This is a genomic window from Idiomarina aminovorans, from assembly GCF_023155095.1.
GTDB lineage: Bacteria > Pseudomonadota > Gammaproteobacteria > Enterobacterales > Alteromonadaceae > Idiomarina > Idiomarina aminovorans.
In genome coordinates, this window is record NZ_JAKNDA010000006.1 from 80742 (window position 1) to 106773 (window position 26032).

Sequence of the window (26032 nt, forward strand, 5' to 3'; positions counted from 1 at the left end):
TTCTTAAATTGCCAAGGTCGAGCCTTTTTTATTTGACTCTTTTCTTATTAAAGTAAATGTTGCGCGAATAATGTCCGCTGAGAGCGAATAACAGACATTTACTACGAACCGTAGTAATGTAAGAAAAAATCAAATCGTAAAGGACTATAAATTTGAGACTCCTCACATTATTCGCAAGTTTACTTTTCAGTACTTTAGGCTTTGCAGGCGACAAAATTTACGATGAGTCCAGGGACAGAAGTATTCCGATAGAAGTTTCATACCCTAATCTAAAAGAGCACTGCAATGAGGCCCAACAATGCTCAGTAGCATTACTTAGCGCAGGTTACGGCGTATCACATACTAAGTACGCTTTTTTGTCGAAACAGCTAAACCAGATGGGTTACATGGTTGTTGCTATTGGGCACGAACTAGAGAGCGACCCGTCGTTGTCGGTATCAGGTAACTTGTTTGAAACTCGGAGGGAAAACTGGATTAGAGGCGCTGAAACACTGGACTTTATTAAACATAATCTGGCATCTACTTACCAAAACTATAACTTCAATGATTTGCTACTTATTGGTCATTCAAATGGTGGGGATATTTCTTCCTGGCTCTCGAATGACGGCAAGGATTACATTGATACCGTCATTACGCTTGACCATCGTCGCGTTCCGCTTCCTAGAAGTGAGAATATTAATGTCCTCTCAATTCGAGGCAGTGATTACCCTGCTGACGAAGGCGTATTGCCGTCACCGAGAGAGGCACACGAGTACAGTATTTGCGTTAAAGAAATACCCAAATCCCGGCACAACGACATGACGGATTACGGCCCTGACTGGCTTAAAGATGAAATTAATAGAGTTATAGAAAATTTTCTTAACGGCACGGATTGCCGAGCCAATTCATGATTAATACTAAAACGACAACTCTTGCAGTATATGCGGGTTTAATCTCTGTAATTATTGGAGCAGCAACATTTGCGTTGAGTTGGAATTTATACGACATTCTTGGCGGTCCTCTGCCTGGCACACAAAGTGTTATTCTTCCCCGGTAGTTTAACGTTGATATATGTATGGCATCCACTTTTCACAGAAGAGGTTAACTTTTGGCCTAAGTTCGCTCTTCAAATGTTAGGACAGTTTTTTGTTGTTACAGCCTTGGCGATGGCCTGTGTTGCCCTTGTTAAGAAGATCCTTCGCATTACCCGGAAATAGTGATATTGAAACAACAGTTTCGCTGCTAGGGAAATAAAAAAATTGGCATAGTATTGAGCTTTAGAGGCCGTAAGCAACCATGCTGCTGAGAGCGAGTTACGAAAGTGTTCATACGGAACACCAATCAACCTTCTTTACATGATAGGAATCTATGTATATACCGAAGAATATGGAAATGACTGAAGCCGAAGCAATCAGTAAATTTATTTCTGATTACGGGTTCGGTATTTTGGTTTCCCCTGATTTGTCAGGAACTCACCTGCCTTTCATTTTTGAACCAGAAGAGGAGGAGCTCGGTTGTCTTTATGGGCATTTCGCCAGGTCTAACCCGCATTGGGAGGCTTTAGAGAGCCAGCGGGTAATGGTTATTTTTAACGGCCCGCATTCGTATGTGTCTCCTACTTGGTATCAGTCAAAACCAGCCGTTCCAACTTGGAACTATGCAGCGGTTCACTGTTACGGGGTTGTAACACTGCTGAATGACGAAGAGAACGAGCAGGCAATGAATCAACTGGTCGCAAAGTATGAACCTGAGTTACTTGAAGCGACGGAACTCATGCCATCTGATTATCAAGCAAGGCTTCGCAAGAGGGTCGTCGGTTTTAAAATTCTTGTTGACGATATTCACGCAAAGGAGAAGCTAGGTCAGCATCGTAAGGTCGATGATCAAGCGGGGGTGTTCTCAGCACTTATAGAAAGTACTCACCCGGATGCAGTGGCTTTGTCGTCGTATATGAAAAAGCGAAAACTTGGCATTGGCAGTTAACGAAACGCAGGACTCACGGCCTGCGTCAACCGCGCTTAGGCCATTCGCCCATGTACTTGAGTTTAGGACTTAAAAGTGAAATCAATCGATTACATCATCTGCAATGAAGCCCCAACAGCCGAAGAATATATACTACTGCGCCGCCAAGTTGGCTGGGATGATATTGATTTGGGTGTAGCTCAAAAAAGCTTAGATGGTTCTTTATTTCACGTATCAATCAGGGATGACAAAAAACTGATAGGTATGGCTCGGATCGTTGGCGATGGTTTTATGTACTTTTATATTCAAGACGTCGTCGTTTCCCCTGACTATCAGGGGTATGGTCTTGGCAAAGCCCTAATGGGAAGGGTAGAGCGTTATCTTTCTAAAGCATGTCCCATTGGTGCTACTGTTGCGCTACTAGCCGTCCGAGGTAAAGAGAGTTTCTACCGAGGTTATGGTTATATTGAACGAGATGGCCTTAATCTTGGAAAGGGAATGTGTCGCTTTGTTCGAGATTAGCCTAATGCAATCTAATTATGAATTGCCTCTGAGAATCTTATTATTGTCGACAATATAGCGATTATAACTGACTTTTATTTATTTTAAGCGTAAATAAATTATATATTGTCGACAAATTTACCTATCTAGAATTTTATGCTTTTCAATTTCTTTGGGACTTTAAATTCAATCTTAATTGTGGTCAGCTTGGTTGGTGTCTTCTCGCAAGTGCGGACGGTTTGGTTACGTAAAAAGGACAACTTTAACGGAGCAACTGAAGTCCTTTCTCTGAACAAATTCTTTGTGAGCTTTTTGGCTTATTATTCATTCTTTGTATACGGCATGTCGATTGAGCCTTTTAATCACTTTATCGTCTGGCCGAGGTTGATTGCTGCTCTATTAGTAGCGGTTATTTTGTATGAAATATGGGTTGACCGAAAAGCCATTACTTCTCTCAGCTTCCTTATTCTAGCTGTTGTTTTGCTCGTTTCAGGAGTTGTTTTTGGTGTGACGGCAGATACTTATGAAGATGACGGACGTCAGCTAATGACGGTTATGATTGTTTTTATTACCATTTTTCTCGCGCAAGGTTATATTCATCAAATCATGCAAGTACTGAAGTTAGGCAGTACCGGTGCTTTGGATATCAAGATGAGTCAGTTCATTCTGCTGATGGATCTGTCGACAATCGCATTTGCATTTGTCATGGGGCTTGAGGATGGTTGGCCCCTGATGTTGTTAGCGGTAGTCAGTGCATGTACAAAACTCATCATCCTTTACTTATTTCGATGGGTTCGCAAAAGTATGTCTGCAGAGCGAAAACGTCAGACTACATATCGAGCGGATCTTGGTGATTGTTAGCATGAATTATTCAGCCTGTAACGCAAGAGGAGAGTGAAATGAAGATAGCAGTCATATTAGGAAGTTCGCGTTCGGACGGGAATACCCGATACCTCGCTGATGAATTCGTCGAGCAAACTAATGCTGCTTTCTTCAACTTAGCGGATTACGATATTTCAGCTTACGATTATAAGCATGAAAATAAGGGCGATGACTTTTTATTGCTTATTCGTGAACTAATTGAATTTGACCATCTAGTGTTTTCCTCGCCCGTTTATTGGTATTCAATGTCGGCATTGCTAAAGACTTTTTTCGACCGCTTTTCAGATCTTTTAACTGTGGAGAAAGAACTTGGTCGGCAGCTTAAAGGCAAGTCATGTTCAGTCTTATCAACGGGCTTCGAGATTGAATTACCGGTGTGTTTTGTACAGCCGTTTGAACTGACAGCTAACTATATGCATTTGGTTTACAAAGGTTGTGACTATGTTTCTATACAATCGGAATCAGACCTGGAACAGGTCAACAAATGTGTGACTGAAGCTTTAAAAAAGTTGAATTAAAAAGAGATTCGCAGAGTTTTCATTAACGGTACAAACAGCATGTCTGCTCTTCTCTCTTAGTGGACTGATTGCTGAGAGCTGTAAATTCAATCAGTAACTATAATTCTATCGTTACTAAATGGGCTAACACTAAGGCATCGCGTCATCTGATACTCGTATATCATTTTATTTAAGCCTGACCATCAGTAGACCCTTCCACTCAAGCTAGTTGTTTTATCCCAGAGTTGCTTTATTGTTGCAAAGGAGTAGTTTAGTTAGTTGAAAATTAACAAGTCTTCAAGGAAGAGAAATGAAATATTGCCATGTAATTTTTGCTTCGTTACTGCTCTCTAACGTTGCCTTCGCAAGTGATTTGACCGCTAAAGTAAACCAGTATTTCGAAGCGCAAGAAGCAGTAGAGCATAAAAACTCAACAAAAAACGATGTTAGTAACTTACTGGCACTGCTCACCGAAGATGCAACATTCGAGCATCCCAAGTTTAATGCCGTTCAATCAAAAGACGAATACAGAAAAGGCCTGCTTGCCTATCTAGGAAAATATGGTGAATGCGATATCCAGATAAAAAATGTCATTGAAGGACTTAATGCTGTCACCGTCGAATATTTACACCCTTGCACTGATAAAAAAGGGAGCTCTGATCCTGAAGAAAACGAACAAAAGCTGGTTACTTTATTCGAATTTGAAAACAACAAAATAAAACTTATTAGGCACTACTTCTAACGATTTATTAAATTGCATCTCACCTGTGCGTCAAATGAAAGATATCTCAGATTAGGGTTTATCGGCATCGCAGAGCGAGATGCAAAATTGCGAAGTTAGAATAAGTTAAAACGGGAGGCAATTATGCCAGGTGCATTCGCTCACTTAAGTATTGCTAATGTTGCAAAAGAGTTTAAAGCAATCAAAAACTTAAATATGGCTGCTAATGTTAAAGCACAACTAGGAAGTCATTTAGAACTTATTGAGCTGGGCTCTGTTAGTCCAGATTATCCATATTTGACCTTAACGCTGTTTGGCCGTAACGAACAAACCGAATGGGCTGACTATATGCATCTCGGCGACACAAAACGAATTGTCGAAGCTCTTATTAAAAATACAAAGGCGCTAAGTGACGAAAATAAGCTGTTCGTTTTTCCGTGGTTAGCTGGGTACATTTCGCATGTTATCGCTGATGTGACGATTCATCCGGTGGTCGAGTGTAAAGTTGGCCCTTATGAGGGTAATGAAAAAGCGCATCGAGTTTGCGAAATGAATCAAGATACCTACATCTGGTTTGAAAGGACGGGGCTGGGTGAACCAGGTTATTGTGAGCGTATTGCTGAGAATTTAACCAAGTACGACGCCAATGGAAAATTTAATCCCACTATTCAAAAAGTTTGGTCGGCCGCACTCAGAGAGGTATACCCAGAAAAGTTCGAACAGTCTCCGCCGAATATTGAAAGTTGGCACGATGGCTTTAGAAAAATTACTGGCACGGCTAAAGAAACGCACAAACTTTTTGAATGGGCGCGGCATGTTGCAGTGGGCTCTGGCAGTGGTTATCCCTTGCGGGAAGAAGTCGACTTTACTTATATCCGCAATTTGAAAACTCCAGTTAGCAATAAAGATTACGATGAAATATTTGACTTGGCAGTTGGTAATGTCCGGACGTATTGGGAATTTTTGGCCGCTGCGGTATTTGATGACGGAGATACCAGTATGTTCAAACACTGGAATTTAGATAACGGTGTCGATAGAGACTCAGATAAGCAGACCTTATGGGAGAACGTATCATGAAACTATTACTGATTATCTTAGCTTTATTAATTACTAATGCTTGCGCAGCTGAAAATCAGACTTTATGCGATACAGAAAATCGTTATGAAACTGCCTCTCATTTTTCTGATTTCGTGCAAAAAGTGAATTTTAAATATGCGCTCGAGGATGTAGAAGGCCTGAGCAATGACGAAGTTATTGATCAAGTCGCAAGTACAGACGAAGACTACCGAGCTATTCTCGATAATTTTAACGTTAAATCATACTTTGAAGACGACAATGTGGTGATGCTGATGTGCGAGGGAGACTCGCTCATTATTGAGGACGCTGGATGTACAGCAAAAGTTGAAAAGGTTTTTGAGTGTGGTGAACGTCCGACATGTGCTTTATCTAGCAATGCTTTTAAAGTTTGTAATTGAGGTGAATTAAGCAAAATGATGTGGTCGTTGCCATTAACTCTTTCTCATGGTGTAGCCCGTAGCTAAGTATATTTGGTGTCAAATTTCAGTCTGCTGTGAGCGATGAGCGGACCCCGGTTTTCAGATGGGCACTTACCTAGTCTCTACTTATTCTTAGCAAACTTATGTAGCTAGCCAGCGCAGCCACAAGCAACCAAAACAATACTATAGAGAACCAAACCACAGGGGATGCTTGACTCACTCCCCACTCGTTAAAAGTTATCTGACTTTGATTGAAGAGTGATGCCGTACCAACATACTGAAGTGGGATGTTCGCCCACAACAATGCTGAAAAAATTATAGGGAAGATATCTAATTTAAGGAAAGCCATAAGTGACATTAGTAATGGAGGTAGGTTTAAAAAGATACCTACTTTTACGGTTCTTAAAAGAAGTTGTCTCACGAACGTATCCTTTTGAAAAAAGAGCAGTAAAACGATAGATGGTAAACGAAGTGCTGTAAACTTATATCGAAAGTTTACTGATCCTTTCGCTAATTAAATAAAGCGTCCGTTCTGGCGTGATTTCGAAAGGAAGTTTAAGTATGGCAGCTCAAATGAACGAACAGCAGACTTAATCTGGTGTTTTTTTATCGATTAAAACCGTGAAAACTAGCTCCTTTCGCGATTAATCGGTACTCGAAAGCCAAAAGATAATATTGATTAGGAATTGCTCGTTTTGCTCAGCACCAACTGCTCTTAAACCATATTTCTTACCTGTTTTAAGATCCAGTTGTGACGAAAACATCATACCCTCAGAGAATACGGCTACACGACCTTTTTCGAACTTTAGAACGGCTCCTTGGCTCCAACCGTTCATTGATATTCGAGGTGTAGAAGAAGTAACCTGAAATGGTATGAGCGGCTCTATAGACACAGCACCCTGTCCAATTGTTAACAATGACGTTGCTTCATCAGGAGCTTTGAATGCAGACCCGCCAAAGGTCTTTACTTGCGTTACTTGACCGAAAGATGGGCTCTTCTCATTCAACGCTTTCGTAGGCACAGGCATAAGTGGCTCTCGTGACGAATTATTGCTCGCACCGGTTGTAATAGGATGATCAGCGAGAGTGTTATCTGCACTCCGAAATACATAAGACCCAACATGCCCATTACTAAATTCGAAACCGAAGGCGAGTGCGAGATTTTCGACAACTTTTGGAAACGGTGTGTGGTCAGCGATTAAAAAAAGTGAACCTCCATCACTAACCCACTTTTTGATATTATCAACCTCGTCATCATCTAATGCACGGCCAAACGGTGGTTGCCAGTCACTCCTATTACGATCTAGCGCATTGGCAATCACTAGAATATCGGCTTTATTCAAACGATCTGATGTGAAACTTCTAGTGTTCGACCTGACCTTATAACCATTGTTCGACAAAACTTGCTCGAAAGGTTTATATCGACCTGAAATGGTAAGAAAGTTATTGTGTGCCTCATCAACGACAACCACCGTGTTCGCATCTGAGGTCATACTGGTTTTATTACCACGGGGTTGAAAGTCAGGGTCAGCTTGCTGCGAGCTTTCAGAGCATGCTGAAATTGCCAAAACCAAACACAGAAAGATAAGCTTAGATAATAGATTCATTTACAATTCCTTTTGGGAAACTGAGGCTCCCAAAAAATGCCAGACGCTCAGATGCTGCTTAATCTCTTGAGATTACCATAAAAGACACTTTAGACATCCGCTCTTGGCACTTTGCCGACCTTTCCCACTCTTTAAAAATGGCATCATGTGAGTTTTAGCCTACGCTTTAAATAGCCAATATCGGCAAACAAGAAAAGGAGTATTCTATGGCTGTTAGACATACACCCGAATCAGGTGAGAGCGTCGTCCACAAGGGACACAAAGGTGGGACAACAGGATGTGGAGAAGACACCAACGTAAAACCGTCACACTGGACCAATACGACTGCGCCAGTTACGTGCAACAGAAATGGCTGTAAGAATTAGAAGATAGATTAAGGGCTAGTTTGAATGCTAGCCCTGCCTTTGGTAAGTAGCATTTGCTATTCTCAGCGCAAGTTTCAACTGTCCAAACTCATATTCTCTGAAAACACCTGGTCTTTATCATCGTGCTCCGACAGGTAATTAAAGTGCCAGATAATGTCCGCTGAGATGTTACGAGAGCCTGCGTATTGACGGATGAAGTCGTTCACCATGTAGCGATAACGAGTAAATTCCGAGCTGAATTCAAATGCCTTGAAAAGGTCAGACACGCGCTCATCGTATTCAAGATTAATACGCGCTTCGGCAGCTCTAAATGCGTAATAGAAAGCCAGGTCTTCAGACTTTAACGGCCATTTGTCGATGTTCTCGGGCAATAGCGAATAAGCCAGTCGGTATTCAGAGCAGACGCACCCTACCGATGCGAAACACTGGAGCAGCCCCTGCACCTCAGCTGAGGGTCTCAGTAAGTTGTACCCCTTGAATGTTGGCTTACGATATAAAAACAGCTCGCCATCGGTATGGTGTAACTGACTTTGTATTTCTATCTCGGCGTCCTCTAAAAGGCTATCGGGCGCTAAACCGACAAAACTAACGGTTTTAATGGTCATATATACCTCTCTTTAGATTCTTTAACGTGAACTATTCTTTAGATGCGTCGAGCCTCCCGCGAAGCTCCGCGTTCTCAATCATTAACTTGGCATTTTGCTCCGCCAGCGCGTCCCGCTCAGCCTGTATCTCATCAAGCTCGTCTTCGAACTTTTCAACGCAATCCACCGCTGATTGCTCGCTTTCCTGATAATGTGCGATAGATGCCGCGTGATTTGCTTCGATACTTTTGAGGCGACGCTCAAACAGGCTTTGCGCATCGCCATAGGCGGCAATGGCCATATGCTTCATGGCCTGCGATACCTTCTCGATAAGTAGCTCAGCTTCATCAGCGTAAGCGCTGGGTAGCACATCAAACGACAAGTCGCTGCGGGTCGTTGGGTACAACGGCTCGTCGCGTTGATTTTCATAGCTGTCCCAGATGGATTTTATGCGGGCCAGACCGCCCCTATCGCCCAACTGGACACGAATGGCGCCCGCATTCGGGCGCTTTCCTCGCTTCTCCAGTGCTAAACCGGCATCAATGATTTGCTGCTCGCTGACTTCTGGGTGACGTGCCATAGGTCATTCCTCTTTAACGAAATTAATTAAATTAAAGAAATTAATGATTGGCTGTAATGGGCACGCCCATTTCCGCATCAGCCAAAAAGGCCATGGACTGCTCACCCTCAATACTGAAATGCTTTGAGCGCTCTAACACGTCAATCAGTAACGTTTTTTTATCCGCCGGTGACGCTGTATCCGGGATAAGTGCTACCCAGGCTTCTCTTAAACGCTCTGCCATCAGCGGCGCTTTTGCATCAAGCTTCTTCAATGCGGTAGCGCAGAGCTCGAGTGTTAAATGTGACGAGTCAACGCGACATCCCAACCGGGTTGGTAACTGTTGATTGGTCAGGGTTTGTGTCTTACCGATATCATGTAAAAGCGCAGCAACAATGGCGGTATCGCGCTCAATGGGTTTAAACGTTTGCACACCCAGGATATTCCAGGCGACATCAATGGAATATTCAAGCAGCCCTGCCCCGTAACTGTGGTGCCCGTTAAGCGTTGCGGGGCATTCTAGATAAGCGGCCGCCACGTTTTTCTGTAACAGCACGTCACAGAGAAACTCTTTCATGACCCCCGACTGAATGCGGCTCTCCATCACAAGCAGCGCTTTAAAAATGTCAGTGCGTGGGCACTTAGCGATCGGCAGCGATGCGAGTGATGTACCAATGGCGTCGCAGTCATCGGCGCAGGCCAGCAATTTACAGACGCGAACGCTTTGCTCGCCAAGAAGCGACTTAGCAACTTCAACGTGAACCATAGCGTCTACTAATATCGCTTCGTCGCGCAGCTGCTCGTACCGTGCATACACTTCTAACGTACCTGAGCTGTCAGATAACGTCAGTTTGCAGCGCTCCTGCGCCTCGGACGTATTCACGTACTCCACTTCGCATAAATAGTAGCGTCCGGTAAAGCGCATGTGCTCATTCGCATCGACTAGCAGCGGTTGAATGGTGTTCTTGATGGTGGTGATTGCAACGTTGTTCATAATAACTCTCCAGGAATATTTAAATCGGTAACGTGACGGAGTGAACGTGTACTCACTCTGCGTCGGGTTTAAAGTCGTTGAAGTTGGATTTGAGAAGACGCTCAAACGCTGAGCCGTCCTGACGCGTAAGGTTTGGCACGTAGCGTGAGTACACCCGAAACAGCATTTCTGTGGTTGAGTGACCCATCTGTCGGGCAATCCACTCAGGACTCTCCCCCGCCGCCAGCCATAGCGTGGCTGCGGTATGACGAGTTTGATAAGGTCGACGTTTACGTAAACCCAAATGTCGAAGCAGTGGATACCAGACACGTTTGGTCACGTTGTTGTGCGACAACGGCGAGCCGTTACGGGTGCAAAACACGTACTGACGGTCACCGGTTGCTTCGTATTGATGTTTCAATGCATCAAATACCAACTGGCTCATATCAATAGCGCGAAACGACCCATCGTTTTTGGTACTTTGAACTTCGCCATTAACGATAGTGCTGCGCACCATAATTTGCCGACGGTCAAAATCAACCGCGTCCCACTGAAGTCCATCGATTTCCGCTGTTCGCATGCCGGTAAAAAACCGCACCGTGTAGTAATCCCGAAAATCGGGACGTACCTTTTCGATAATGAGACGAACCTCATCTATCGTGAATGGCTCAACATCCGTGCGCGGCACCTTTAGCGATTTAATTCCCTGGTAAGGTGAGCTAAAATTGTAGCGGTTGGCTGCTTCATTCAAAATCATGCGCAATGGCGTTATGATATGGTTTATCCGCGACGCAGATAACGGCTTGTTGCTTCGGGACGTAACTTTGGCGAGTGAGGCCCGAAACTCAAGTATCTCCGCTTTGGTGATGCGGCCAACTTCCTTTTCTCCAAACGCAGGCAGCAAATATCCGTTCAGTGTTCTTCGTACTGTGTCGGAGTGCGACTTACGCCACTGGATCAACATTTCACTGAACCAGACTTCGGCAAAGTCACTAAAAAGTGGCGTGTCCAAATGCCGGCTCCGCACCTGCATTTCTTTGAACTGCTGCGCCTTGGAACTGCCAGGAAAGTGCTTGGCATAATCAAACGTGCCCAGAGTGATTTCCGCTTCAATCCGGTCGAGCAACTTCTGAACCCGCTTTCGATTTTCCTTCGTATCTACGAGGGATGTTTGTTCGCGGCAACGTTTGCCTCGGTAACGGAAGTCGATAAATAACTTCCCAGTTTCCGGACGTGAATTGATACTACCCATGAGCGAGCCCTCCTTTTGCCATTGGAATAGCAAGCGAGTCAGATGAATCCTGACCTATATCGCGCTGAATCGCCTCCCACAAAAATAAGATTTTTCTGCCACCGAATGGGCGGATGTAATGGATGCCCTCATGCAGCACTGAATCTTTAAGCTGTTCTCGAATGGTCCGGGGATCGTATTTAATCCTTTCAGCCAGTTCAGCTGTCGTTAAAAGCGTCATGTTATTTAACATGGCAAACTCCTTAGTTGGTTGATACACTGAATGGCATAACGTATTTCTAAACTTCAAATTGCCATCCTGAATGACATATTAGCACGCAAAATATCATTTGCAATGTTTTTTTGTCATTTAAGATGACATTTCTTAAGAGGCAGTCATGATTAAGTGTCATTTAGCGCGGATGATGGGCGAGCGAAAACTCAAGATAATGGACGTTGCACGCGATACTGGATTGAATCGCAATACCGTGACATTGTTGTATAAAGAGACAGCTCAGCGGATTGATTTTGCTGCCTTGGAAGCGCTTTGTCGGTATTTCGATTGTGAGGTCGGAGAGCTTTTTGAGGTTGTTGATATTTAAAAGTCACCCAAAGAAAATCACAAGGATTGCTATGTCTAAATCAGATAGTGGTGGTATCGGTGCTAAGAAAGGTTTTTTATATCAAGACTATGTAGCCGCTTTGTATGCGCTCAAGATGCTGTATGATAAAAATGTTATCGCAATTCGGTGTGAAGTTTCTGATGACATAGACATAGTTTACAACGATCGTATTGAGTATATACAAGTGAAAACAACAGCTGCAGACAAATCGTGGCAGTTGGGCGAAGTAACTGAAGTGAGCTCGAAACCGGCTAAAGCTGGTGGAAAAAGAAAAATATACAATAAAGATTCAATTATTCATAAGTCATTGGATTGTGATTCGGATGATTTGCCAGGATATTTTTGTATAGTCAGTCCACGCGACGTTGCCAAGAAACTATCATATCTAAAATGCCCCTTTAATGAACGCTCAAAAATTGACGGCAGGGACGCCCTTCTCAAGTCTTTAAAAGCCAAACTTAAGAGGTACGAATCTGACAATGGAAACGACGTTGAGTATTGGCTAGACCATGCTCAATGGGTTGTTATTCCATCTATTGATTATATTGAATTACAAGCGTCTAAGCTGATATTAACAATCGCCTATGAATATTACGGTATATATTTAGACCCTACCCGTCACCCTGAGCGAATACTTAATGACTTACTTACGAACTTAATAAAGAAAAGTGCAACTTCTATTGTTCTTAGAAGTTCAGATAACAAAACATATAATAGAGAAGACTTTACTTCTTGGTTCAAAGGAGAAATAGAGCATTACGGAACAGACTCAAATCCTCACGTAAAAATATATACAGTTGATCAGAAAAAGTTGAGTGCTATTCTTAGTACATTTTTAGAAGATGATACTAGATATGATTTCGATGGACATAAACATTGTAGGGGTCTTAAAGGAAATTATCACCGAAATAAGTATAAATATGATGCTATATCTAACGGAATCATAAAGTGGCTACCCGAAGTATTGCTCCGTCCTAACGAAATCGCCGATCAGTCTACGGAAAAGCTTGAAGAAAAAATAAGATTATACACTGCAAGAAAGAGTCAAAGTTTATCTGCCATAGAAGATCTAATTACCAAGGTTTTACTTCATTCAACAATACGGACTCAGCACAATTCTCAACCAATTCCGGCACACCTATATATTGATGATGACGATACCAGTTCATTTGATAATATCCATATAATACTTAACGATCATCAGCCGGACGTTCTATTGATGGGCTTTAGTTATCTGATTGATAAGGATATCCCTGCTTCCATAACTAGCATAGTAAACAGTTTTGACGCTTTATTAGAATCAAAAGCATTTAGTTCTAGGAATGAAAAAATTCTAGAAGACAAAGAAGATGGTTACCTACTGAAGCATGATATTGATGATATATTAAGCCCTAACACTTCTCTAGACGAGCACCTTTCTCGTTTTAAGTTTGCTTTCTTTCTAGGCTACGAAACTGATATTTTACGATGTAATAGTAAAGATATGGCCAATGACTATGTTACGAATCTTAAAGCTGAAGTTATATCCCACTTCGAAGAGCTTATCAACACTTTAACTAGACATGACCAGTTCTTTGAGTCTCTCAATATATCGGTATATCTATACCCCATACCTTCAATAGAAGCCCTTAAAAAATTAGTTTCAAATAATATGGGAGAGTTGTAATGTTGGAGAGAAGTGCAAAGGAGTGTCTAGAAAATGTTAAAGGCGGTTCATTAACCCCATTTAAATATCTAAAAAACGCAAATGAATATCTGTCATCACCTATCCATAAATCTATGGGTCGTGAATTTGTTATCCGAGCTTTAAATGATTTTGAAAGATTTGAAAAGCATAGTGATATCTTAAAAAGCCTAGTCCGTAAAGCCGGTTTATTCCCTTATTTAAAGAAGTACTTTGCATTTAGCGAAATGTCGGAATTAGACCTGCTCGTGTCTTTACACCAAAGTGAGGTTGACCCGAAATTTATCTTTCACTCAATGCAATCAAGAATTTATAATCTTCTGATTTCAGGACGAAATGTCGTTCTCAGCGCCCCTACCAGCATGGGGAAAAGCGCTATTGTTGACTCTCTCATAGCAAGTAACAAGTTTAGTACAGTGGTCATAGTCGTTCCAACCATAGCGCTTATTGATGAAACAAGACGGCGCATTCAAAATTCCTTCGGCCATGCTTTTCAAGTTATTCATCATGGTTCCCAAGAGAAGCGAAAAAAGAACGCCATATACGTTCTTACCCAAGAACGAGTTAATGAAAGAAAAGATCTACGTAATATCGACTTATTTATATTAGATGAATTCTATAAACTCGCTTATAGCAAAGAAGATAAGTCTCGCGTAATCGCACTCAATATTGCATTAAGTAGACTTCTATCAGTCTCTAAACAGTTCTATATGATCGGTCCGTATATAGATGGGTTTAGAGGTATGGAAAGTTTGGAACAAGAATATATATTTATCCCTTCTGAATTTAATACTGTCGCACTGAACGTTCACGAATATAATATAAAGCCAAACAACATTGAAGCTAAAAATAAATCGTTAACTAATATAATGAGAGAGCACCAGGGACAAACAATAATTTATTGTAAATCACAGAAGTCAATTGATCAGGTCGTAACATTCCTTAACCGTTTACCCACTACCAGCGGCTCCCCAGAACTTGAAGCGTATAATGCTTGGTTAGATGAGTTATATGGCAGAGACTGGTGTTATTCAAGAGCACTCGCCCGTGGCATTGCTGTGCATCACGGAACTTTGCCTAGAGCTTTACAGCAGAAAAGTGTTGAGCTTTTTAACAGTAAGAAAGTTAAATATCTAATATGCACATCTACGCTGATAGAGGGAGTTAATACGGCTGCTGAGAACGTAGTAATCTACGACAATAAGCGATCTACTGCCTCTCTTGATGATTTCACTCGAAAAAATATTTCTGGTCGCGCGGGTAGAATGAATCAGTATTTAGTAGGGAACGTGTATTGTCTGGAGGGTGTTCCCAGTAAATCTCCTACGGCCAACATCGTTGATTTACCGCTCGGTCAACAAAATATAGATACTCCTCTTAACTTAATTGCGGGTATGCAAAGCGAACATCTAACAGAGATTAGTAAAGAATCTCTCAGCCGGTATACCTCATCGTCCGATGTGCCCGTTGAAGTAATTCGAAATCACGCATCATATGACATCACTACCATTGAAGAAGCATTTAAGTGGGTCTGTGAACTAGGGATTATTGAGTTGAAAGCTCTTTCGACTAAAAAGAATCCCGACAGCCGAGTTTTGGATTTGCTTACCCAGTTTATAAAAATGGTAGAATATGGTGCGCTTCAAAGGTTAAGCTATCATTACTTAGACAATCAAGAACTGAGACATCGGTTGGCTTGGTATATATACGCACCTTCGCATACTCAATATATTAAGGAGCGGATAGATTATATATATCAAAGCAGGGACGGATTAGACCTACGCTCCGAGGCTACAGATAAAGAACTAAAAGTTGTTAGGAATATATTTAAGCATTCAGTTCCTAGAGCATTAATGCTTTTTCAAGATCTTATAAATTATAGAGCAGAGAATTTTGAGTTAGAAGTTAAGGCTGACTTCGGCTATTTAATTCATATCTTTGAAAATTCACACCTGCCTTCCATATTTTCGGCTATGGAAGAAATGGGGATAGCTGTAGAAACCTTAGAAAAACTAGTTAGCGAACGTTTGAGTGAGTGCAGTATAGAGGTTCTATCGAGATACCTACGTATCAACTATAGGTTTTTTGATAACCTAAATTCTATAGATCATATGTTTATTAAACTTGCACTATCATAAGTTTTTTCGCTCTTCGAGATAAATGATAGGTAAAAAGCATTGTACTTGATTCGATTGAGGCAAAGGTCAAACTCAATGCTTTTTAGTACGATTGTAAAATCTCAGGCCACAATCTGGACACAGAATGGACACAGCCCTGATCCAACCCAAAATCAGTCACAACAGCTAACGGTCACGCAAGAAAAACATCAAAGAGAAGAGTTTAGAACGAATACCAGAGGAAGAAAATCGCTGCAGACCAGAGAAATGGCGCGCCCGACAGGAGTCGAACCTGTGACCTCCGCCTCCGGAGGGCGGCGCTCTATCCAGCTGAGCTACGGGCGCATTTCCAATTTTTGACTTCTAACCACTGTGCCTATTTACCGAATGACCTCTGCCTCCGGAGGGCAGCGCTCTATCCAGCTGAGCTACGGGTGCGTAGTTAGGAGTATTCAGAGCAGGCGTGGATTTTAGGGAATATCTGCCGCAATGTCCAGTGCTGAAGCCACAATCCGCGACGCTAGCAGTAACTGAGAAGGTCCTCGGCGCGCTGACGTAAAGCTTGCTTCAGGCTGTCGGGGCTTAGAATGGTAAAGTCGAAAGGCAGGCGCGACAGCCACCAGCCGAACCAGTAGGTGCTGTCGACCATGGTTTCAATATATATCGACCTACCTTCCTGCTTTACAATATTGGCATTTGAGCTGAGTTCACGGGTCGCGGTATCTAAATCGGTATGTAATAGAACACGAACTTTCAGGTTGCCTTGCATAGTGCAAAGGCTTTGCTTGAACTGATCAGCCGCATTGTAGTTTGTTGGCCTTTCAAAGGTGGTTTTAAGCAGTGTCACTTCGGTTAACTTATCTAATCGAAACGTACGTAACGCCTGACCGTGCGCTTATCCACACCAAGCGTTTGTGCAAGTTGGTGCCATTTTAACGCCTATGCGACTGCAATAGTTCTAAACGGAAGTAAAACCCATAATAAAGAGGCTCACTTATGCAAAAAACACCAAAGAAATTGTTTTCTACACGAATCCTGAGTCGCGGAGCCGAATTGTCCGTCGTATGCAAAGAAATGGCGCGCCTTACACCACCAAGGTGCTGAATTATGAAAACGGCGAGATGAAAAATGTCCTGCTTTTCAACGGGCAACGCAACTCGATGACGAATTGAGTAAGAGCTAGAAGCCTTTGAAAACAGGCAGCCAGAGCATTCTGACTGCCTGTTATTTTAATTGGCGGTTCCCTGCTTTTGCTTTTTCAAGTTCAGGTTGTGAAAGTCAAAGCTAAAGTCAGTAAACGGTGCAACAGCTTCCATTACCGCACTCTTCACTTCATTATTTCGGCTCACATCAAAATCAATAAAGGCATCGGCCTCAAGCAAAGGTTCATTCCAGCGCACAATAAAGGTGTCGTTATTATAATGCTCTAATGTGCCTTGCAGCATAGGAGTGTGAGTGAAGTTAATGTGCAGTTTGTTCTGCTTATAGTTAATGTTCACATCGCCGTACCAGGCGTCATTATAGGTTCCGGCGTAGTGTTTAAGCGGTAAAGCGGCTCTTATTTCTTCCGGCGTTTCTAAAGTAAATTCCGCTTTCTCGTCCATAAACGCCTGATATTTTTCCTGCTCTTCCTGCACCCAGTCACGGTCAGGCAAGTTCAGTAAATCCTCTAACGCTTCTTCGGTAATTGCCGTTAAGCCACCAAAAGCCTGCTGGTTGCTCAATACCACCATGCCAAAGTTCTTTTCCGGTATAAGCGTCGTTAATGACAACATGCCCAGAATACCGCCGCCGTGATACACCCTTTTTACGCCCTGGTAGTCCTTTACGAACCAGCCCATGCCGTAACCGCCAAAATAAGTCCCCTGCTCGGCGGCCTCAGGCGAGGTGCTCAAAGGCGTGGTTAATTGCCACATGGCCTGCTGAGAGGCTTCAGAAAAAAGACGCTCACCCGAAGGGCTCACACCACCCTGCAATTGAGCTATAAGCCAGTTGCTTAAGTCGTCTACGCTTGCTGCGGTAGCGCCAGCGGCGCCAAAATCCTCAAGAAAGTCGAGTGGGAACCGGTGCAGCTCACTACCCATCTCAATAGTGCCTACCGCAACGTTGTCATTAGTTTCCGGTATGTACGAAAAGCCAATAACACTCTCGTCCATATTCAGAGGCTGAAAAAAGGTTTTCTCAACATATTCTCTGTAAGGCATGCCCGTAACCCGGTGGATAACTTCACCGGCCGTTACGAACATTAGGTTGTTATAAGCAAAATGCTCTCGCAAACCGTGATCAATGGGTACATGCGCCAGCCCGGCGAGAATGTCGCTGGTCGACTTATCGGTGTTTGGCCAGATCATTAAGTCACCGGCTCCCAACCCCAGCCCTGAGCGATGACTCAAGATATCGCGGAGAGTCAGCGATTGAGTAATAGCCGGGTCAGCTAAACGAAACTCGGGAATGTAATCAACGACTTTGTCATCCCAGTTCAGTTTTCCCTGCTCGACCAGAGTAGCCATAGCAGCGGCAGTAAAAGCTTTAGTATTGGAAGCAATACCGAACAAGGTGTTGGCATTGACCGGCTCACCACTTTCTATATCACGCACTCCGAAGCCTTCGGCTAAAATTACCTCGCCGTCCTTTACCGCAACGACGGCAAGCCCGGGAATATTAAAAGCATCCAGTGTTTCTTCTGCGGTTTTACGAATACTTTCCGCGCTCTGTGCCCAGACTGGACTACCAACCAGCAACATTGCGCTAAGTGACACCGAACTGAATATCCGAAATAGTGACTTCATTGCAAACGGTTCCCTACTAAAATTTATTTGTAATCCTAGCGCAAGCTTACAATAAAGCCCAGCGGATCAGACCACCCACTAAAGTGACAGCCAGAACTCCTAAACACCAAAGGCCAATAAACCATAACCACTTCTTAAATATCGGCTTCATCAGTCGTGATACCCGCTGTCGGTGTCAACTTTTCCTCGGAACACCCAGTAAGTGTAACCGGTGTAAGCGAAGATCATCGGTAGCAGGAACACCGCGCCAACCAGCAGGAACTTCAGGCTGTTGTCCGGAGCGGCCGCTTCCCACAGGGTAATGCTGCGCGGTACCAGGTACGGGAAAATACTGACCGCAAAGCCGGTGTACGCCAGCAGGAACATGCCCAGCCCCCACAGGTAGGGGCGTCCTTCCTGTTTTCTGTGCAGTGAACGCAACAGGCCAATGGTCATCACCACCAGCAGTATTGGCAACGCCCACAAGCCAACCGAGGCAGGATACGTAAACCAGCGCTCGGCAATAAATTTATCCACATAAGGCAGGTACAGGCTCACAAAGGCAATGCAGGCCACCAGCAGGATGGTAGTGTACCAACCCGCGCGGTAGCTTTGTCGTTGCAGGTCACCATTGGTTTTCATCACCAGCCAGGTGGCGCCCAGCATCATGTAACCGATAACCACCGCCACGCCGCAGAAAATGGTGAAAGGCGTCAACCAGTCAAACCAACCGCCGGAGTACGCCCGCTCAGTCACCTGAATGCCCTGCAGCATGGCACCCAGCATAATGCCCTGACTCATGGCCGATATCAGCGAGCCGGTAATAAAAGACACGTCCCAGATGCCTTTGGCGCGTTTGGTTTTAAAGCGGTATTCAAAGGCGACACCGCGAAAGATGAGCCCCAGCAGCATGGCAATAACCGGCATATACAACGCCGGTAATAAGACCGAGTACGCCAGCGGAAAGACCGCCAGCAGACCACCGCCGCCCAGCACTAACCAGGTTTCGTTACCGTCCCAGACCGGTGCCACGGTATTCATCATCACATCGCGGTCTTCTTCTTTTTTAAACCAGGGAAACAGCAGTGCGATGCCTAAGTCAAAGCCATCCAGTGCAACGTAAGCAAAAACCGCAACGGAAATCAGTATCGCCCAAATCAGTGCGTAATCCATAGCTTAGGCCTCCTCGTCGTAGATGCGCTCAGCGGCCATGGTCGGCTGATGCTTCGCGTGCTCCGGAATGTGAACCTGCTCCGGGTTTCCTGCCATTTTGCGCAGAATGTAGAAGGTACCAGCACCGAATACTAAGAAATACACCACAATAAAGGCAATTAAGCTGCCGGCCACACCGGCCCGGTCTATGGGCGATGCCGCATCGGCGGTGCGCAGCAGGCCATACACCACCCACGGCTGCCGCCCAACTTCGGTCACTATCCAGCCGGCGATAACCGCCACAAAGCCCATCGGCCCCATGAACAGGCTGAAGCGCAATAACAAGCTGTTGTCGTACAGTTTACCGCGCAGGCGCTGGAGTCCGGACCACAGCCCGGCCAGTACCATTAAAAAGCCAATTCCAACCATGATGCGGAAGGACCAGAATACCGTTGCCACCGGCGGCCAGTCCTCTTTAGGGAACTGGTCAAGCCCGGTTACCTCGGCGTTGATGTCGTGCTTCAGAATAATACTGGCAAGACCGGGAACCTTCAGCGCGTAATCCACTTCAGCGGTTTCCTGATTGGGCAGGCCGAATAAATACAGCGGTGCCCGTGACTCTGTATGGAAATGCCCTTCCATGGCAGCCACTTTGGTGGGCTGGTGCTCCTGCGTATTCAGGCCGTGAAAATCCCCCACCAACACCTGCAGCGGCGCAACAATGAGCGCCATCCACATGGCCATGGAGAACATTTTACGCGCAGCCGCGTTGGTCTTGTCTTTCAGCAAGTGCCAGGCACCCACCGCGCCGACCACAAAGGCTACGGTTAAATAAGCCGCCAGCAGCATGTGCGCCAGCCGATAAGGAAAAGAAGGATTGAAAACAACCTCGAACCAGTCGGTGACCACAAACTGACCAACGTCATTCATGGCATAACCGGCTGGAGTTTGCATCCAGCTGTTGACTGACAATATCCAGAAAGCAGAAATGGCAGTACCCACAGCCACCATTAAGGTGGCGAAAAAGTGCAGTTTTTCGCCTACTTTGTTCATCCCAAACAGCATCACGCCAAGGAACCCGGCCTCCAGGAAGAACGCGGTTAATACTTCGTAACCCATTAAAGGCCCAATAACCGGGCCGGCTTTGTCTGAAAACACCGACCAGTTGGTGCCAAACTGATAGCTCATAACAATGCCGGAGACCACGCCCATACCAAAGGCTACCGCGAAAATCTTAACCCAGTAACGGAACAGCTTTTGATAAACGGGATTTCGAGTCTTTAAGTAGAGACCTTCCAGAACCGCCAAATAACTGGCCACACCGATAGTAAAGGCAGGAAAAATAATGTGAAACGCAATAGTAAATGCGAACTGAAAGCGCGCCAGAAACAATGCGTCAAAACTTTCGAACATGGCAAACACCCTTAGCTGAGGTTTGCCTTTAGTATACGCCGTTATTGACAAAGATCAGGGTTCAGAGAGTAAAGCTTGTAGGATAAATACTAATCAATGCCATACTTTTTGTATGGCTAATACCGCTAAGCCATATTCATTACACAATTACCCGGGGAACACGTCCGCTAACACCGGTCAGTAAATGCCAGGAAATGGTATCCGCGCAATCGGCAACCCGCCGCACATCGACATTTTGCCCCCATAATTCAACGTCATCACCTATCTGAACACCCTCAACCTCGGTGACATCAATGGTCAACATGTCCATCGATACCCGTCCGGCTAACCCGACTCGTTGTCCCCGAACCATGGCCGGCGTACCATTTTGAGCCTGGCGCGGGTAACCATCGGCGTATCCCATAGCAACGGTCGCAACAACACGGGGTTTATCTGCCGTCCAGGCACTGCCGTAACCAACCGACTCACCTTTTTCCAGTTTATGTAAGGCGATTACCGGAGCCACGAGGCGCATGGCAGGTTGCAGCTCTGTTTGCACTTCGGTTACTGAAGAGGGATTCACGCCGTAAAGCAGAAGCCCGGCACGCAACCAGTCATTGGCCTGAAGTGGCCACTGAGTATCCGGGTTCAGCAAACCGGCCGAATTATGAAAACTGAGCGCCTGATAGCCGCTAAGCGTATCCGACAACTTATTAAATTGCTGTTTTTGGCTGGCATTCCGACTGTGCTCCGCATCGGCATTAGCCAAATGGGACATTAAAGTCACCCCTGAAACATTATTGCTTGATTGTAGCCGGTTTAACGCTTGTTGCGCCTGCTCTTGAGGCCAACCTAAACGATGCATACCGGTATCGATTTTTAACCAGACCCACAAAGGGGAGCGCAACTGAGCCTGTTCAATGCATTCAAGTTGTTGCTCACAGTGAACCACCGGGCTCAGATCTTGCTCATAACAAATCGTTAACTCGGCAGCAGAAAAACAACCCTCCAGTATCACCAGCGGGCCTTTATAGCCACTTTCCCTAACCGCCAGCGCTTCTTCCATGAATCCAGCTGCCATGCCATCGACATGGGGTTCCAGTGCCCGGACCGCGGGTATCACCCCGTGACCATAGCCATCGGCTTTCACCACACCTAAAAGCTTTCCGCCTTCCATTATCCGGCGCACCCAGTTGGCATTGTGCTTTATAGCAGAGGAAGATATTTCAGCGCGTGTTTGGCGGTAATGCATGTGTTTCCCTTTTCATTTTTGGCCTGCATGTGGAAAAGGCCTTCAGTTTACCGTATTTTCCGCCAACTTGAACGGAACTCTCTGCATTACTCTTTGCATCGTGCGGCCAGCTTGAGTAACGTAAAGCAATAACCAAAAGGAGAACAAAAATGTGGTTAAAACAATCCGTTATTGTCGGTAGCTTAGCGCTACTTTTTACCTCTGTACCCACACTCGCCGAAAACACTGCAAAGAATACTTTTCAGGCTGACGATATTTTCCAGCTTGAATACGCCAATCAAGTCAGCATTTCACCTGACGGTAAGCATATAGCGTACATTCGCAACAGCTTTGATGACATGAAAGACAATACCCGACGCTCATTATGGCTGATTGACACCGAGACCGGTCAACATTTACCGATATTTGACGATACGTTCAGCTACGGCAGTCTGGCCTGGTCAAATGACGGAACTCGCCTGGCCTTTGCTTCCAATCGTTCTGAGAAAAACCAAATTCATGTGCACTGGATCAAAGAACAGCGCACCGCCAAAGTCACTCATGTGAGTGAAAGCCCCGGCAGTATTAGCTGGTCTAACGATGACTCACATTTGGCCTTTACTATGTCGGTAAAAACCGGGCCAACACCTTTTGCCAAGAGCGTCAAAAAGCCAACTAAACCCAAAGGGGCAAAGTGGTCGAAGTCACCCATTATTGTGCAGGAAGCTTATTACCAACGCGATGGCAAAGGCGTTCTGGAACCAGCGCATACGCAACTGTTTGTGGTTCCTGCCGAGGGCGGAGCAGCGCGCCAGCTAACCGACGGACCTTACCGACATGGCGGCCCGTTAGCCTGGACAGAAAATGACAGCCATATTGTATTCTCCGGAAACCGTTCCGAAGACTGGGCGTACCAGGTGAACGAGAGTGACCTTTACAGCGTTAGCCTTAGCTCTAAAGAAGTAGCTCAGATTACGGACAAACCCGGCCGCGAGTCTTCACCGCAATTCTCTCCTGACGGCGAGCGCCTTGCTTACTTACACAGCTCAAACGAGCCGGTGCCTTACCATAAGTCGCAATTATGGATCATGGACTGGAGCGAACGTTCCGAAACCGAATTACAGGCGGACTTTGACCGCTCTTTCAGTTCGCCTCAATGGACAGGCAATGACTCGCTGGCTGTGTCTTACGCTGACCGGGGCAAAATAGTTGTTGCCGATGTCACTCTGAGTAACGAGCTAAACAAGCGGGTTGATGTCGTTTCCGGTGTTTATGTCAGCCGCCCTTACACCATGGGGGCTTTCACCGCATCACAAACCGGAGCTATTGCCTACACTAAAGGTTCAGAGTATCGCCCTGCTGATGTTGGCTTCCAGCCACAAGGTGGTGAAGCCGTTCAGTTTACGCAGCTTAACGAAGACCTGCTTGCCCATCGCGAGCTGGGGGAAGTCCATGAAATTCGCTATGAGTCCCGCTACGACGGCGAAGAGATTCACGGCTGGTATATTACTCCGCCAAATTACGATGAAAGCAAAGAATACCCACTGCTGCTGGAAATCCATGGTGGTCCTCACCTGTCTTACGGTCCACATTTTGCCGCTGAGCATCAGCGCTACGCCGCAGAGGGCTATGTTGTTCTGTACGTTAACCACCGCGGCAGTACCTCTTACGGTAAAGACTTTGCCATGCTGCTGGACGGCAACTATTCATCGCCGTATGACTTTGCTGACCATATGAGTGGCGTTGATTTACTCATTGATAAAGGCATTGCAGACTCAGAGAACCTCTTTATTGCCGGTGGTTCAGCCGGCGGCATTGCGACAGCCTACGCGGTAGGCCTGACCAACCGTTTTAACGCGGCTGCTGCGACCAACCCAGTCATTAACTGGGTCAGTAAAGTGCTGACCGCGGACAGCTCAATTGGCCAAATCACCAATCAGTTCCCGGGCATGCCGTGGGAAAAGCTCGAGCACTACTGGCAACGCTCGCCACTGTCTATGGTCGGCGACGTTGAAACGCCGGTGCTGTTATTTACCGGAGAGAAAGACCGCCGCACGCCAATATCCGAGACCGAGCAGTTTTATCAGGCACTCAAGCTGCAGAAAGTGGATACCGCTATGGTGCGTGTGCCGGGTGCTTTTCACGGTGTTACGGCTCGTCCATCCAACATGATAGCCAAAATTGAACACGCGCTGGCGTGGTTTGAGCAGTACAAGAAATGAAGCTGTCCACTTTAGGCCCTGCCGGCACTTTTTCGGAGGTTGCCGCAGGGCTTTACCAGCCACAGAAGCATCATGACATCCAACTCTTAAACAGCCTGGTAAGCTGCCTGGATTCTGTTGGTCGCGAATGCGATGCCGCCGTTGTTCCTGTCGAAAACCTGACCGAAGGTTTCATCTCTCCGGTCGTCGATTATCTGGTTCAGCGCCCGCTACGCATTCAGGCAGAAATTCGCATTCCCGTTGGCTTTCAATGCCTCAGTAACAGCATCAGTCCCACCCAAGTATGGGCGCAGTTTGTTGCGGCCGGACAATGCAGTCAATACTTGCAGAAGTTAGCGCAGCCCACCGTTCACACCGCCAGTAACACAGCGTCTCTGGAATCTTTGTTAGCGGCGGAAGAAGCTGCTGCAGCCGTCGTTCCCTGTCACATTCGCTGCCCGAGTGAGCTGCAAATACTTAACCCTGATATTGCCGACAACCCACACAACGAGACACGCTTCGTGGTATTATCAACCGGTTCTGAAGAGCCAGAGTTCGATAAAAGCAAACGTTGGAAAAGCAGTTTGCTGCTCATAGATGACAACGATCATCCGGGCTTATTGGTTGATAGCTTACAGGTTTTTGCAAAACAGCAAATTAACTTAACCTCTATTGTTTCACGACCGGCGGGCAGTCAGTTTGGCGACTATCATTTCTTTATTGATTTTGACGGACACCGCAGCGAGCCAGGCGTGGCTAATGCTTTGCAAGAGCTGGCTAAATTGAATAACATTCACTGGCTGGGCTCTTACCCAGCCGCAGAAATAGGAACGCAGTAATGTCTCTGGAAGTTATTAAACATGAGCCGGCAGGCAACGCCGATTCGGTTATTATTTGGTTACACGGCCTGGGAGCCTCAGGCAATGACTTTGTTCCCATGACCGAGCATTTAAAACTTGCCAATGCGCAGGTTCGCTTTTTGTTTCCTCATGCACCGCAAATACCGGTAACCATAAACCAGGGCATGGTCATGCCAGCTTGGTACGACATTACCGACATGAGCATTGACCGCCAGATTGACAGCAAACAACTGCGTGAATCGGCCGCTGAAGTGCACGCCATGATCGACCAGCATATTGCTCAGGGTATCGACAGTAAACGCATTATTATTGCCGGGTTTTCGCAAGGCGGTGCCGTGGGTTACGAAGCCGCTTTAACCTACCCTAAGCCGTTGGCAGGTTTAATGGCACATTCCACTTACTTTGCTACCGCCGGCGACATTGACGTGCATGATGCGAATAAGAATTTGCCGGTTTTGGTTCAGCACGGTACGCAGGACCCGGTAGTGCCTGAAGTGCTCGGGCAAAAGGCTTGTGCGGTATTAAAAGAGAAAGGTTTTTCAGTGGCCTATCAGACCTACCCTATGCCACATTCATTGTGCATGGAGCAGGTGCAGGATATGCAAAAATGGCTGGACGAGCGGTTTTAACCGCTCTTCCACTTTGTA

At 45.4% G+C, this 26032-nt stretch carries 25 protein-coding genes and 1 tRNA gene; 14 read left to right on the top strand and 12 right to left on the bottom strand.

Features of this window, described 5'->3' with window-relative positions:
* Positions 1 to 152 precede the first annotated feature (152 nt).
* The 8 genes from L8G48_RS11480 to L8G48_RS11515 all read left to right on the top strand — a co-directional run bounded on the left by L8G48_RS11480 (position 153) and on the right by L8G48_RS11515 (position 6017).
* Positions 153 to 890, top strand: a complete 738-nt coding sequence (locus L8G48_RS11480) for an alpha/beta hydrolase (RefSeq protein WP_248264753.1) — start codon at positions 153 to 155, stop codon at positions 888 to 890.
* A 457-nt stretch (positions 891 to 1347) separates the two neighbouring features.
* Positions 1348 to 1962 (top strand): FMN-binding negative transcriptional regulator, encoded by a 615-nt coding sequence (locus tag L8G48_RS11485; protein ID WP_248264754.1) that lies wholly within the window; start codon positions 1348 to 1350, stop codon positions 1960 to 1962.
* A 75-nt stretch (positions 1963 to 2037) separates the two neighbouring features.
* Positions 2038 to 2463 carry a GNAT family N-acetyltransferase gene (locus L8G48_RS11490; protein ID WP_248264755.1) on the top strand — a complete coding sequence of 142 codons (426 nt, stop codon included), beginning with the start codon at positions 2038 to 2040 and terminating at the stop codon, positions 2461 to 2463.
* A gap of 135 nt (positions 2464 to 2598) precedes the next feature.
* Positions 2599 to 3303: a hypothetical protein gene (locus tag L8G48_RS11495; RefSeq protein WP_248264756.1), complete on the top strand. Its 705-nt coding sequence runs from the start codon at positions 2599 to 2601 to the stop codon at positions 3301 to 3303.
* 38 nt (positions 3304 to 3341) lie between these two features.
* A complete protein-coding gene (locus L8G48_RS11500; RefSeq protein ID WP_248264757.1) occupies positions 3342 to 3842 on the top strand; it encodes a flavodoxin family protein in 501 nt (166 codons plus the stop codon).
* A 289-nt stretch (positions 3843 to 4131) separates the two neighbouring features.
* On the top strand, positions 4132 to 4563 hold the full coding sequence (locus tag L8G48_RS11505; protein WP_248264758.1) for a nuclear transport factor 2 family protein: 432 nt from the start codon (positions 4132 to 4134) through the stop codon (positions 4561 to 4563).
* A 123-nt stretch (positions 4564 to 4686) separates the two neighbouring features.
* Complete coding sequence (locus L8G48_RS11510; RefSeq protein ID WP_248264759.1) at positions 4687 to 5619, top strand: zinc dependent phospholipase C family protein; 933 nt, start codon at positions 4687 to 4689, stop codon at positions 5617 to 5619.
* Positions 5616 to 6017 carry a hypothetical protein gene (locus L8G48_RS11515; protein ID WP_248264760.1) on the top strand — a complete coding sequence of 134 codons (402 nt, stop codon included), beginning with the start codon at positions 5616 to 5618 and terminating at the stop codon, positions 6015 to 6017. The genes L8G48_RS11510 and L8G48_RS11515 overlap by 4 nt, the downstream gene beginning before the upstream one ends.
* Before the next feature lie 665 nt (positions 6018 to 6682).
* Here L8G48_RS11515 and L8G48_RS11520 read toward each other — a convergent pair.
* The 6 genes from L8G48_RS11520 to L8G48_RS11545 all read right to left on the bottom strand — a co-directional run bounded on the left by L8G48_RS11520 (position 6683) and on the right by L8G48_RS11545 (position 11610).
* Entirely contained in the window at positions 6683 to 7645 is a 963-nt protein-coding gene (locus L8G48_RS11520) for a DUF4350 domain-containing protein (RefSeq protein ID WP_248264761.1), read from the bottom strand.
* A 439-nt stretch (positions 7646 to 8084) separates the two neighbouring features.
* Positions 8085 to 8615 carry a hypothetical protein gene (locus tag L8G48_RS11525; protein ID WP_248264762.1) on the bottom strand — a complete coding sequence of 177 codons (531 nt, stop codon included), beginning with the start codon at positions 8613 to 8615 and terminating at the stop codon, positions 8085 to 8087.
* A 31-nt stretch (positions 8616 to 8646) separates the two neighbouring features.
* Positions 8647 to 9174, bottom strand: a complete 528-nt coding sequence (locus tag L8G48_RS11530) for a DNA-binding protein (protein WP_248264763.1) — start codon at positions 9172 to 9174, stop codon at positions 8647 to 8649.
* Between the two features lie 40 nt (positions 9175 to 9214).
* On the bottom strand, positions 9215 to 10147 hold the full coding sequence (locus L8G48_RS11535; protein ID WP_248264764.1) for a hypothetical protein: 933 nt from the start codon (positions 10145 to 10147) through the stop codon (positions 9215 to 9217).
* 52 nt (positions 10148 to 10199) lie between these two features.
* Complete coding sequence (locus L8G48_RS11540; RefSeq protein WP_248264765.1) at positions 10200 to 11378, bottom strand: tyrosine-type recombinase/integrase; 1179 nt, start codon at positions 11376 to 11378, stop codon at positions 10200 to 10202.
* Positions 11371 to 11610 (bottom strand): hypothetical protein, encoded by a 240-nt coding sequence (locus L8G48_RS11545; protein ID WP_248264766.1) that lies wholly within the window; start codon positions 11608 to 11610, stop codon positions 11371 to 11373. The genes L8G48_RS11540 and L8G48_RS11545 overlap by 8 nt, the downstream gene beginning before the upstream one ends.
* A gap of 145 nt (positions 11611 to 11755) precedes the next feature.
* On the opposite strand from L8G48_RS11545, the gene L8G48_RS11550 reads away from it, so the two are divergent.
* Genes L8G48_RS11550 through L8G48_RS11560 form a run of 3 tightly spaced genes read left to right on the top strand, consistent with a single transcriptional unit; the run spans position 11756 to position 15802 of the window.
* The gene (locus tag L8G48_RS11550) at positions 11756 to 11959 is read left to right on the top strand and encodes a helix-turn-helix domain-containing protein (RefSeq protein WP_248264767.1); all 204 of its coding nucleotides are present in this window, start codon (positions 11756 to 11758) and stop codon (positions 11957 to 11959) included.
* Between the two features lie 31 nt (positions 11960 to 11990).
* Positions 11991 to 13646 carry a dsDNA nuclease domain-containing protein gene (locus tag L8G48_RS11555; RefSeq protein ID WP_248264768.1) on the top strand — a complete coding sequence of 552 codons (1656 nt, stop codon included), beginning with the start codon at positions 11991 to 11993 and terminating at the stop codon, positions 13644 to 13646.
* Positions 13646 to 15802, top strand: coding sequence for a helicase-related protein (locus tag L8G48_RS11560; protein ID WP_248264769.1), 2157 nt, complete (start codon positions 13646 to 13648; stop codon positions 15800 to 15802). Before L8G48_RS11555 ends, L8G48_RS11560 begins: the two co-directional genes overlap by 1 nt.
* Before the next feature lie 247 nt (positions 15803 to 16049).
* On the opposite strand, the gene L8G48_RS11565 is transcribed toward L8G48_RS11560, so the two are convergent.
* The 6 genes from L8G48_RS11565 to alr all read right to left on the bottom strand — a co-directional run bounded on the left by L8G48_RS11565 (position 16050) and on the right by alr (position 22345).
* Positions 16050 to 16126: transfer RNA gene (locus L8G48_RS11565), tRNA-Arg, on the bottom strand.
* A 175-nt stretch (positions 16127 to 16301) separates the two neighbouring features.
* On the bottom strand, positions 16302 to 16628 hold the full coding sequence (locus L8G48_RS11570; RefSeq protein ID WP_248264770.1) for a helix-turn-helix transcriptional regulator: 327 nt from the start codon (positions 16626 to 16628) through the stop codon (positions 16302 to 16304).
* A 382-nt stretch (positions 16629 to 17010) separates the two neighbouring features.
* Positions 17011 to 18570, bottom strand: a complete 1560-nt coding sequence (locus L8G48_RS11575; RefSeq protein WP_248264771.1) for a serine hydrolase — start codon at positions 18568 to 18570, stop codon at positions 17011 to 17013.
* A gap of 150 nt (positions 18571 to 18720) precedes the next feature.
* Entirely contained in the window at positions 18721 to 19722 is a 1002-nt protein-coding gene (cydB, locus tag L8G48_RS11580) for a cytochrome d ubiquinol oxidase subunit II (protein WP_248264772.1), read from the bottom strand.
* A gap of 3 nt (positions 19723 to 19725) precedes the next feature.
* Positions 19726 to 21114 carry a cytochrome ubiquinol oxidase subunit I gene (locus L8G48_RS11585; protein WP_248264773.1) on the bottom strand — a complete coding sequence of 463 codons (1389 nt, stop codon included), beginning with the start codon at positions 21112 to 21114 and terminating at the stop codon, positions 19726 to 19728.
* A 139-nt stretch (positions 21115 to 21253) separates the two neighbouring features.
* Complete coding sequence (alr, locus tag L8G48_RS11590; protein ID WP_248264774.1) at positions 21254 to 22345, bottom strand: alanine racemase; 1092 nt, start codon at positions 22343 to 22345, stop codon at positions 21254 to 21256.
* Positions 22346 to 22494: 149 nt separating this feature from the next.
* Here alr and L8G48_RS11595 point away from each other — a divergent pair, with 149 nt between their 5' ends.
* The 3 genes from L8G48_RS11595 to L8G48_RS11605 are packed head-to-tail and all read left to right on the top strand — an operon-like array spanning position 22495 to position 26014.
* Positions 22495 to 24546 carry a S9 family peptidase gene (locus L8G48_RS11595; protein ID WP_248264775.1) on the top strand — a complete coding sequence of 684 codons (2052 nt, stop codon included), beginning with the start codon at positions 22495 to 22497 and terminating at the stop codon, positions 24544 to 24546.
* A complete protein-coding gene (locus L8G48_RS11600; RefSeq protein WP_248264776.1) occupies positions 24543 to 25364 on the top strand; it encodes a prephenate dehydratase in 822 nt (273 codons plus the stop codon). The genes L8G48_RS11595 and L8G48_RS11600 overlap by 4 nt, the downstream gene beginning before the upstream one ends.
* Positions 25364 to 26014, top strand: a complete 651-nt coding sequence (locus L8G48_RS11605) for an alpha/beta hydrolase (RefSeq protein WP_248264777.1) — start codon at positions 25364 to 25366, stop codon at positions 26012 to 26014. Before L8G48_RS11600 ends, L8G48_RS11605 begins: the two co-directional genes overlap by 1 nt.
* The last annotated feature ends 18 nt before the right edge of the window (positions 26015 to 26032 follow it).

Excerpts from the sequence above, each read along its gene's own strand:
- L8G48_RS11485 (WP_248264754.1), top strand. The coding sequence starts at position 1,348 with ATGTATATACCGAAGAATATGGAAATGACTGAAGCCGAAGCAATCAGT.
- L8G48_RS11495 (WP_248264756.1), top strand. The coding sequence starts at position 2,599 with ATGCTTTTCAATTTCTTTGGGACTTTAAATTCAATCTTAATTGTGGTC.
- L8G48_RS11500 (WP_248264757.1), top strand. The coding sequence starts at position 3,342 with ATGAAGATAGCAGTCATATTAGGAAGTTCGCGTTCGGACGGGAATACC.
- L8G48_RS11505 (WP_248264758.1), top strand. The coding sequence starts at position 4,132 with ATGAAATATTGCCATGTAATTTTTGCTTCGTTACTGCTCTCTAACGTT.
- L8G48_RS11510 (WP_248264759.1), top strand. The coding sequence starts at position 4,687 with ATGCCAGGTGCATTCGCTCACTTAAGTATTGCTAATGTTGCAAAAGAG.
- L8G48_RS11515 (WP_248264760.1), top strand. The coding sequence starts at position 5,616 with ATGAAACTATTACTGATTATCTTAGCTTTATTAATTACTAATGCTTGC.
- L8G48_RS11520 (WP_248264761.1), bottom strand. The coding sequence starts at position 7,645 with ATGAATCTATTATCTAAGCTTATCTTTCTGTGTTTGGTTTTGGCAATT.
- L8G48_RS11525 (WP_248264762.1), bottom strand. The coding sequence starts at position 8,615 with ATGACCATTAAAACCGTTAGTTTTGTCGGTTTAGCGCCCGATAGCCTT.
- L8G48_RS11530 (WP_248264763.1), bottom strand. The coding sequence starts at position 9,174 with ATGGCACGTCACCCAGAAGTCAGCGAGCAGCAAATCATTGATGCCGGT.
- L8G48_RS11535 (WP_248264764.1), bottom strand. The coding sequence starts at position 10,147 with ATGAACAACGTTGCAATCACCACCATCAAGAACACCATTCAACCGCTG.
- L8G48_RS11540 (WP_248264765.1), bottom strand. The coding sequence starts at position 11,378 with ATGGGTAGTATCAATTCACGTCCGGAAACTGGGAAGTTATTTATCGAC.
- L8G48_RS11545 (WP_248264766.1), bottom strand. The coding sequence starts at position 11,610 with ATGTTAAATAACATGACGCTTTTAACGACAGCTGAACTGGCTGAAAGG.
- L8G48_RS11550 (WP_248264767.1), top strand. The coding sequence starts at position 11,756 with ATGATTAAGTGTCATTTAGCGCGGATGATGGGCGAGCGAAAACTCAAG.
- L8G48_RS11555 (WP_248264768.1), top strand. The coding sequence starts at position 11,991 with ATGTCTAAATCAGATAGTGGTGGTATCGGTGCTAAGAAAGGTTTTTTA.
- L8G48_RS11560 (WP_248264769.1), top strand. The coding sequence starts at position 13,646 with ATGTTGGAGAGAAGTGCAAAGGAGTGTCTAGAAAATGTTAAAGGCGGT.
- L8G48_RS11575 (WP_248264771.1), bottom strand. The coding sequence starts at position 18,570 with ATGAAGTCACTATTTCGGATATTCAGTTCGGTGTCACTTAGCGCAATG.
- cydB (WP_248264772.1), bottom strand. The coding sequence starts at position 19,722 with ATGGATTACGCACTGATTTGGGCGATACTGATTTCCGTTGCGGTTTTT.
- L8G48_RS11585 (WP_248264773.1), bottom strand. The coding sequence starts at position 21,114 with ATGTTCGAAAGTTTTGACGCATTGTTTCTGGCGCGCTTTCAGTTCGCA.
- alr (WP_248264774.1), bottom strand. The coding sequence starts at position 22,345 with ATGCATTACCGCCAAACACGCGCTGAAATATCTTCCTCTGCTATAAAG.
- L8G48_RS11595 (WP_248264775.1), top strand. The coding sequence starts at position 22,495 with ATGTGGTTAAAACAATCCGTTATTGTCGGTAGCTTAGCGCTACTTTTT.
- L8G48_RS11600 (WP_248264776.1), top strand. The coding sequence starts at position 24,543 with ATGAAGCTGTCCACTTTAGGCCCTGCCGGCACTTTTTCGGAGGTTGCC.
- L8G48_RS11605 (WP_248264777.1), top strand. The coding sequence starts at position 25,364 with ATGTCTCTGGAAGTTATTAAACATGAGCCGGCAGGCAACGCCGATTCG.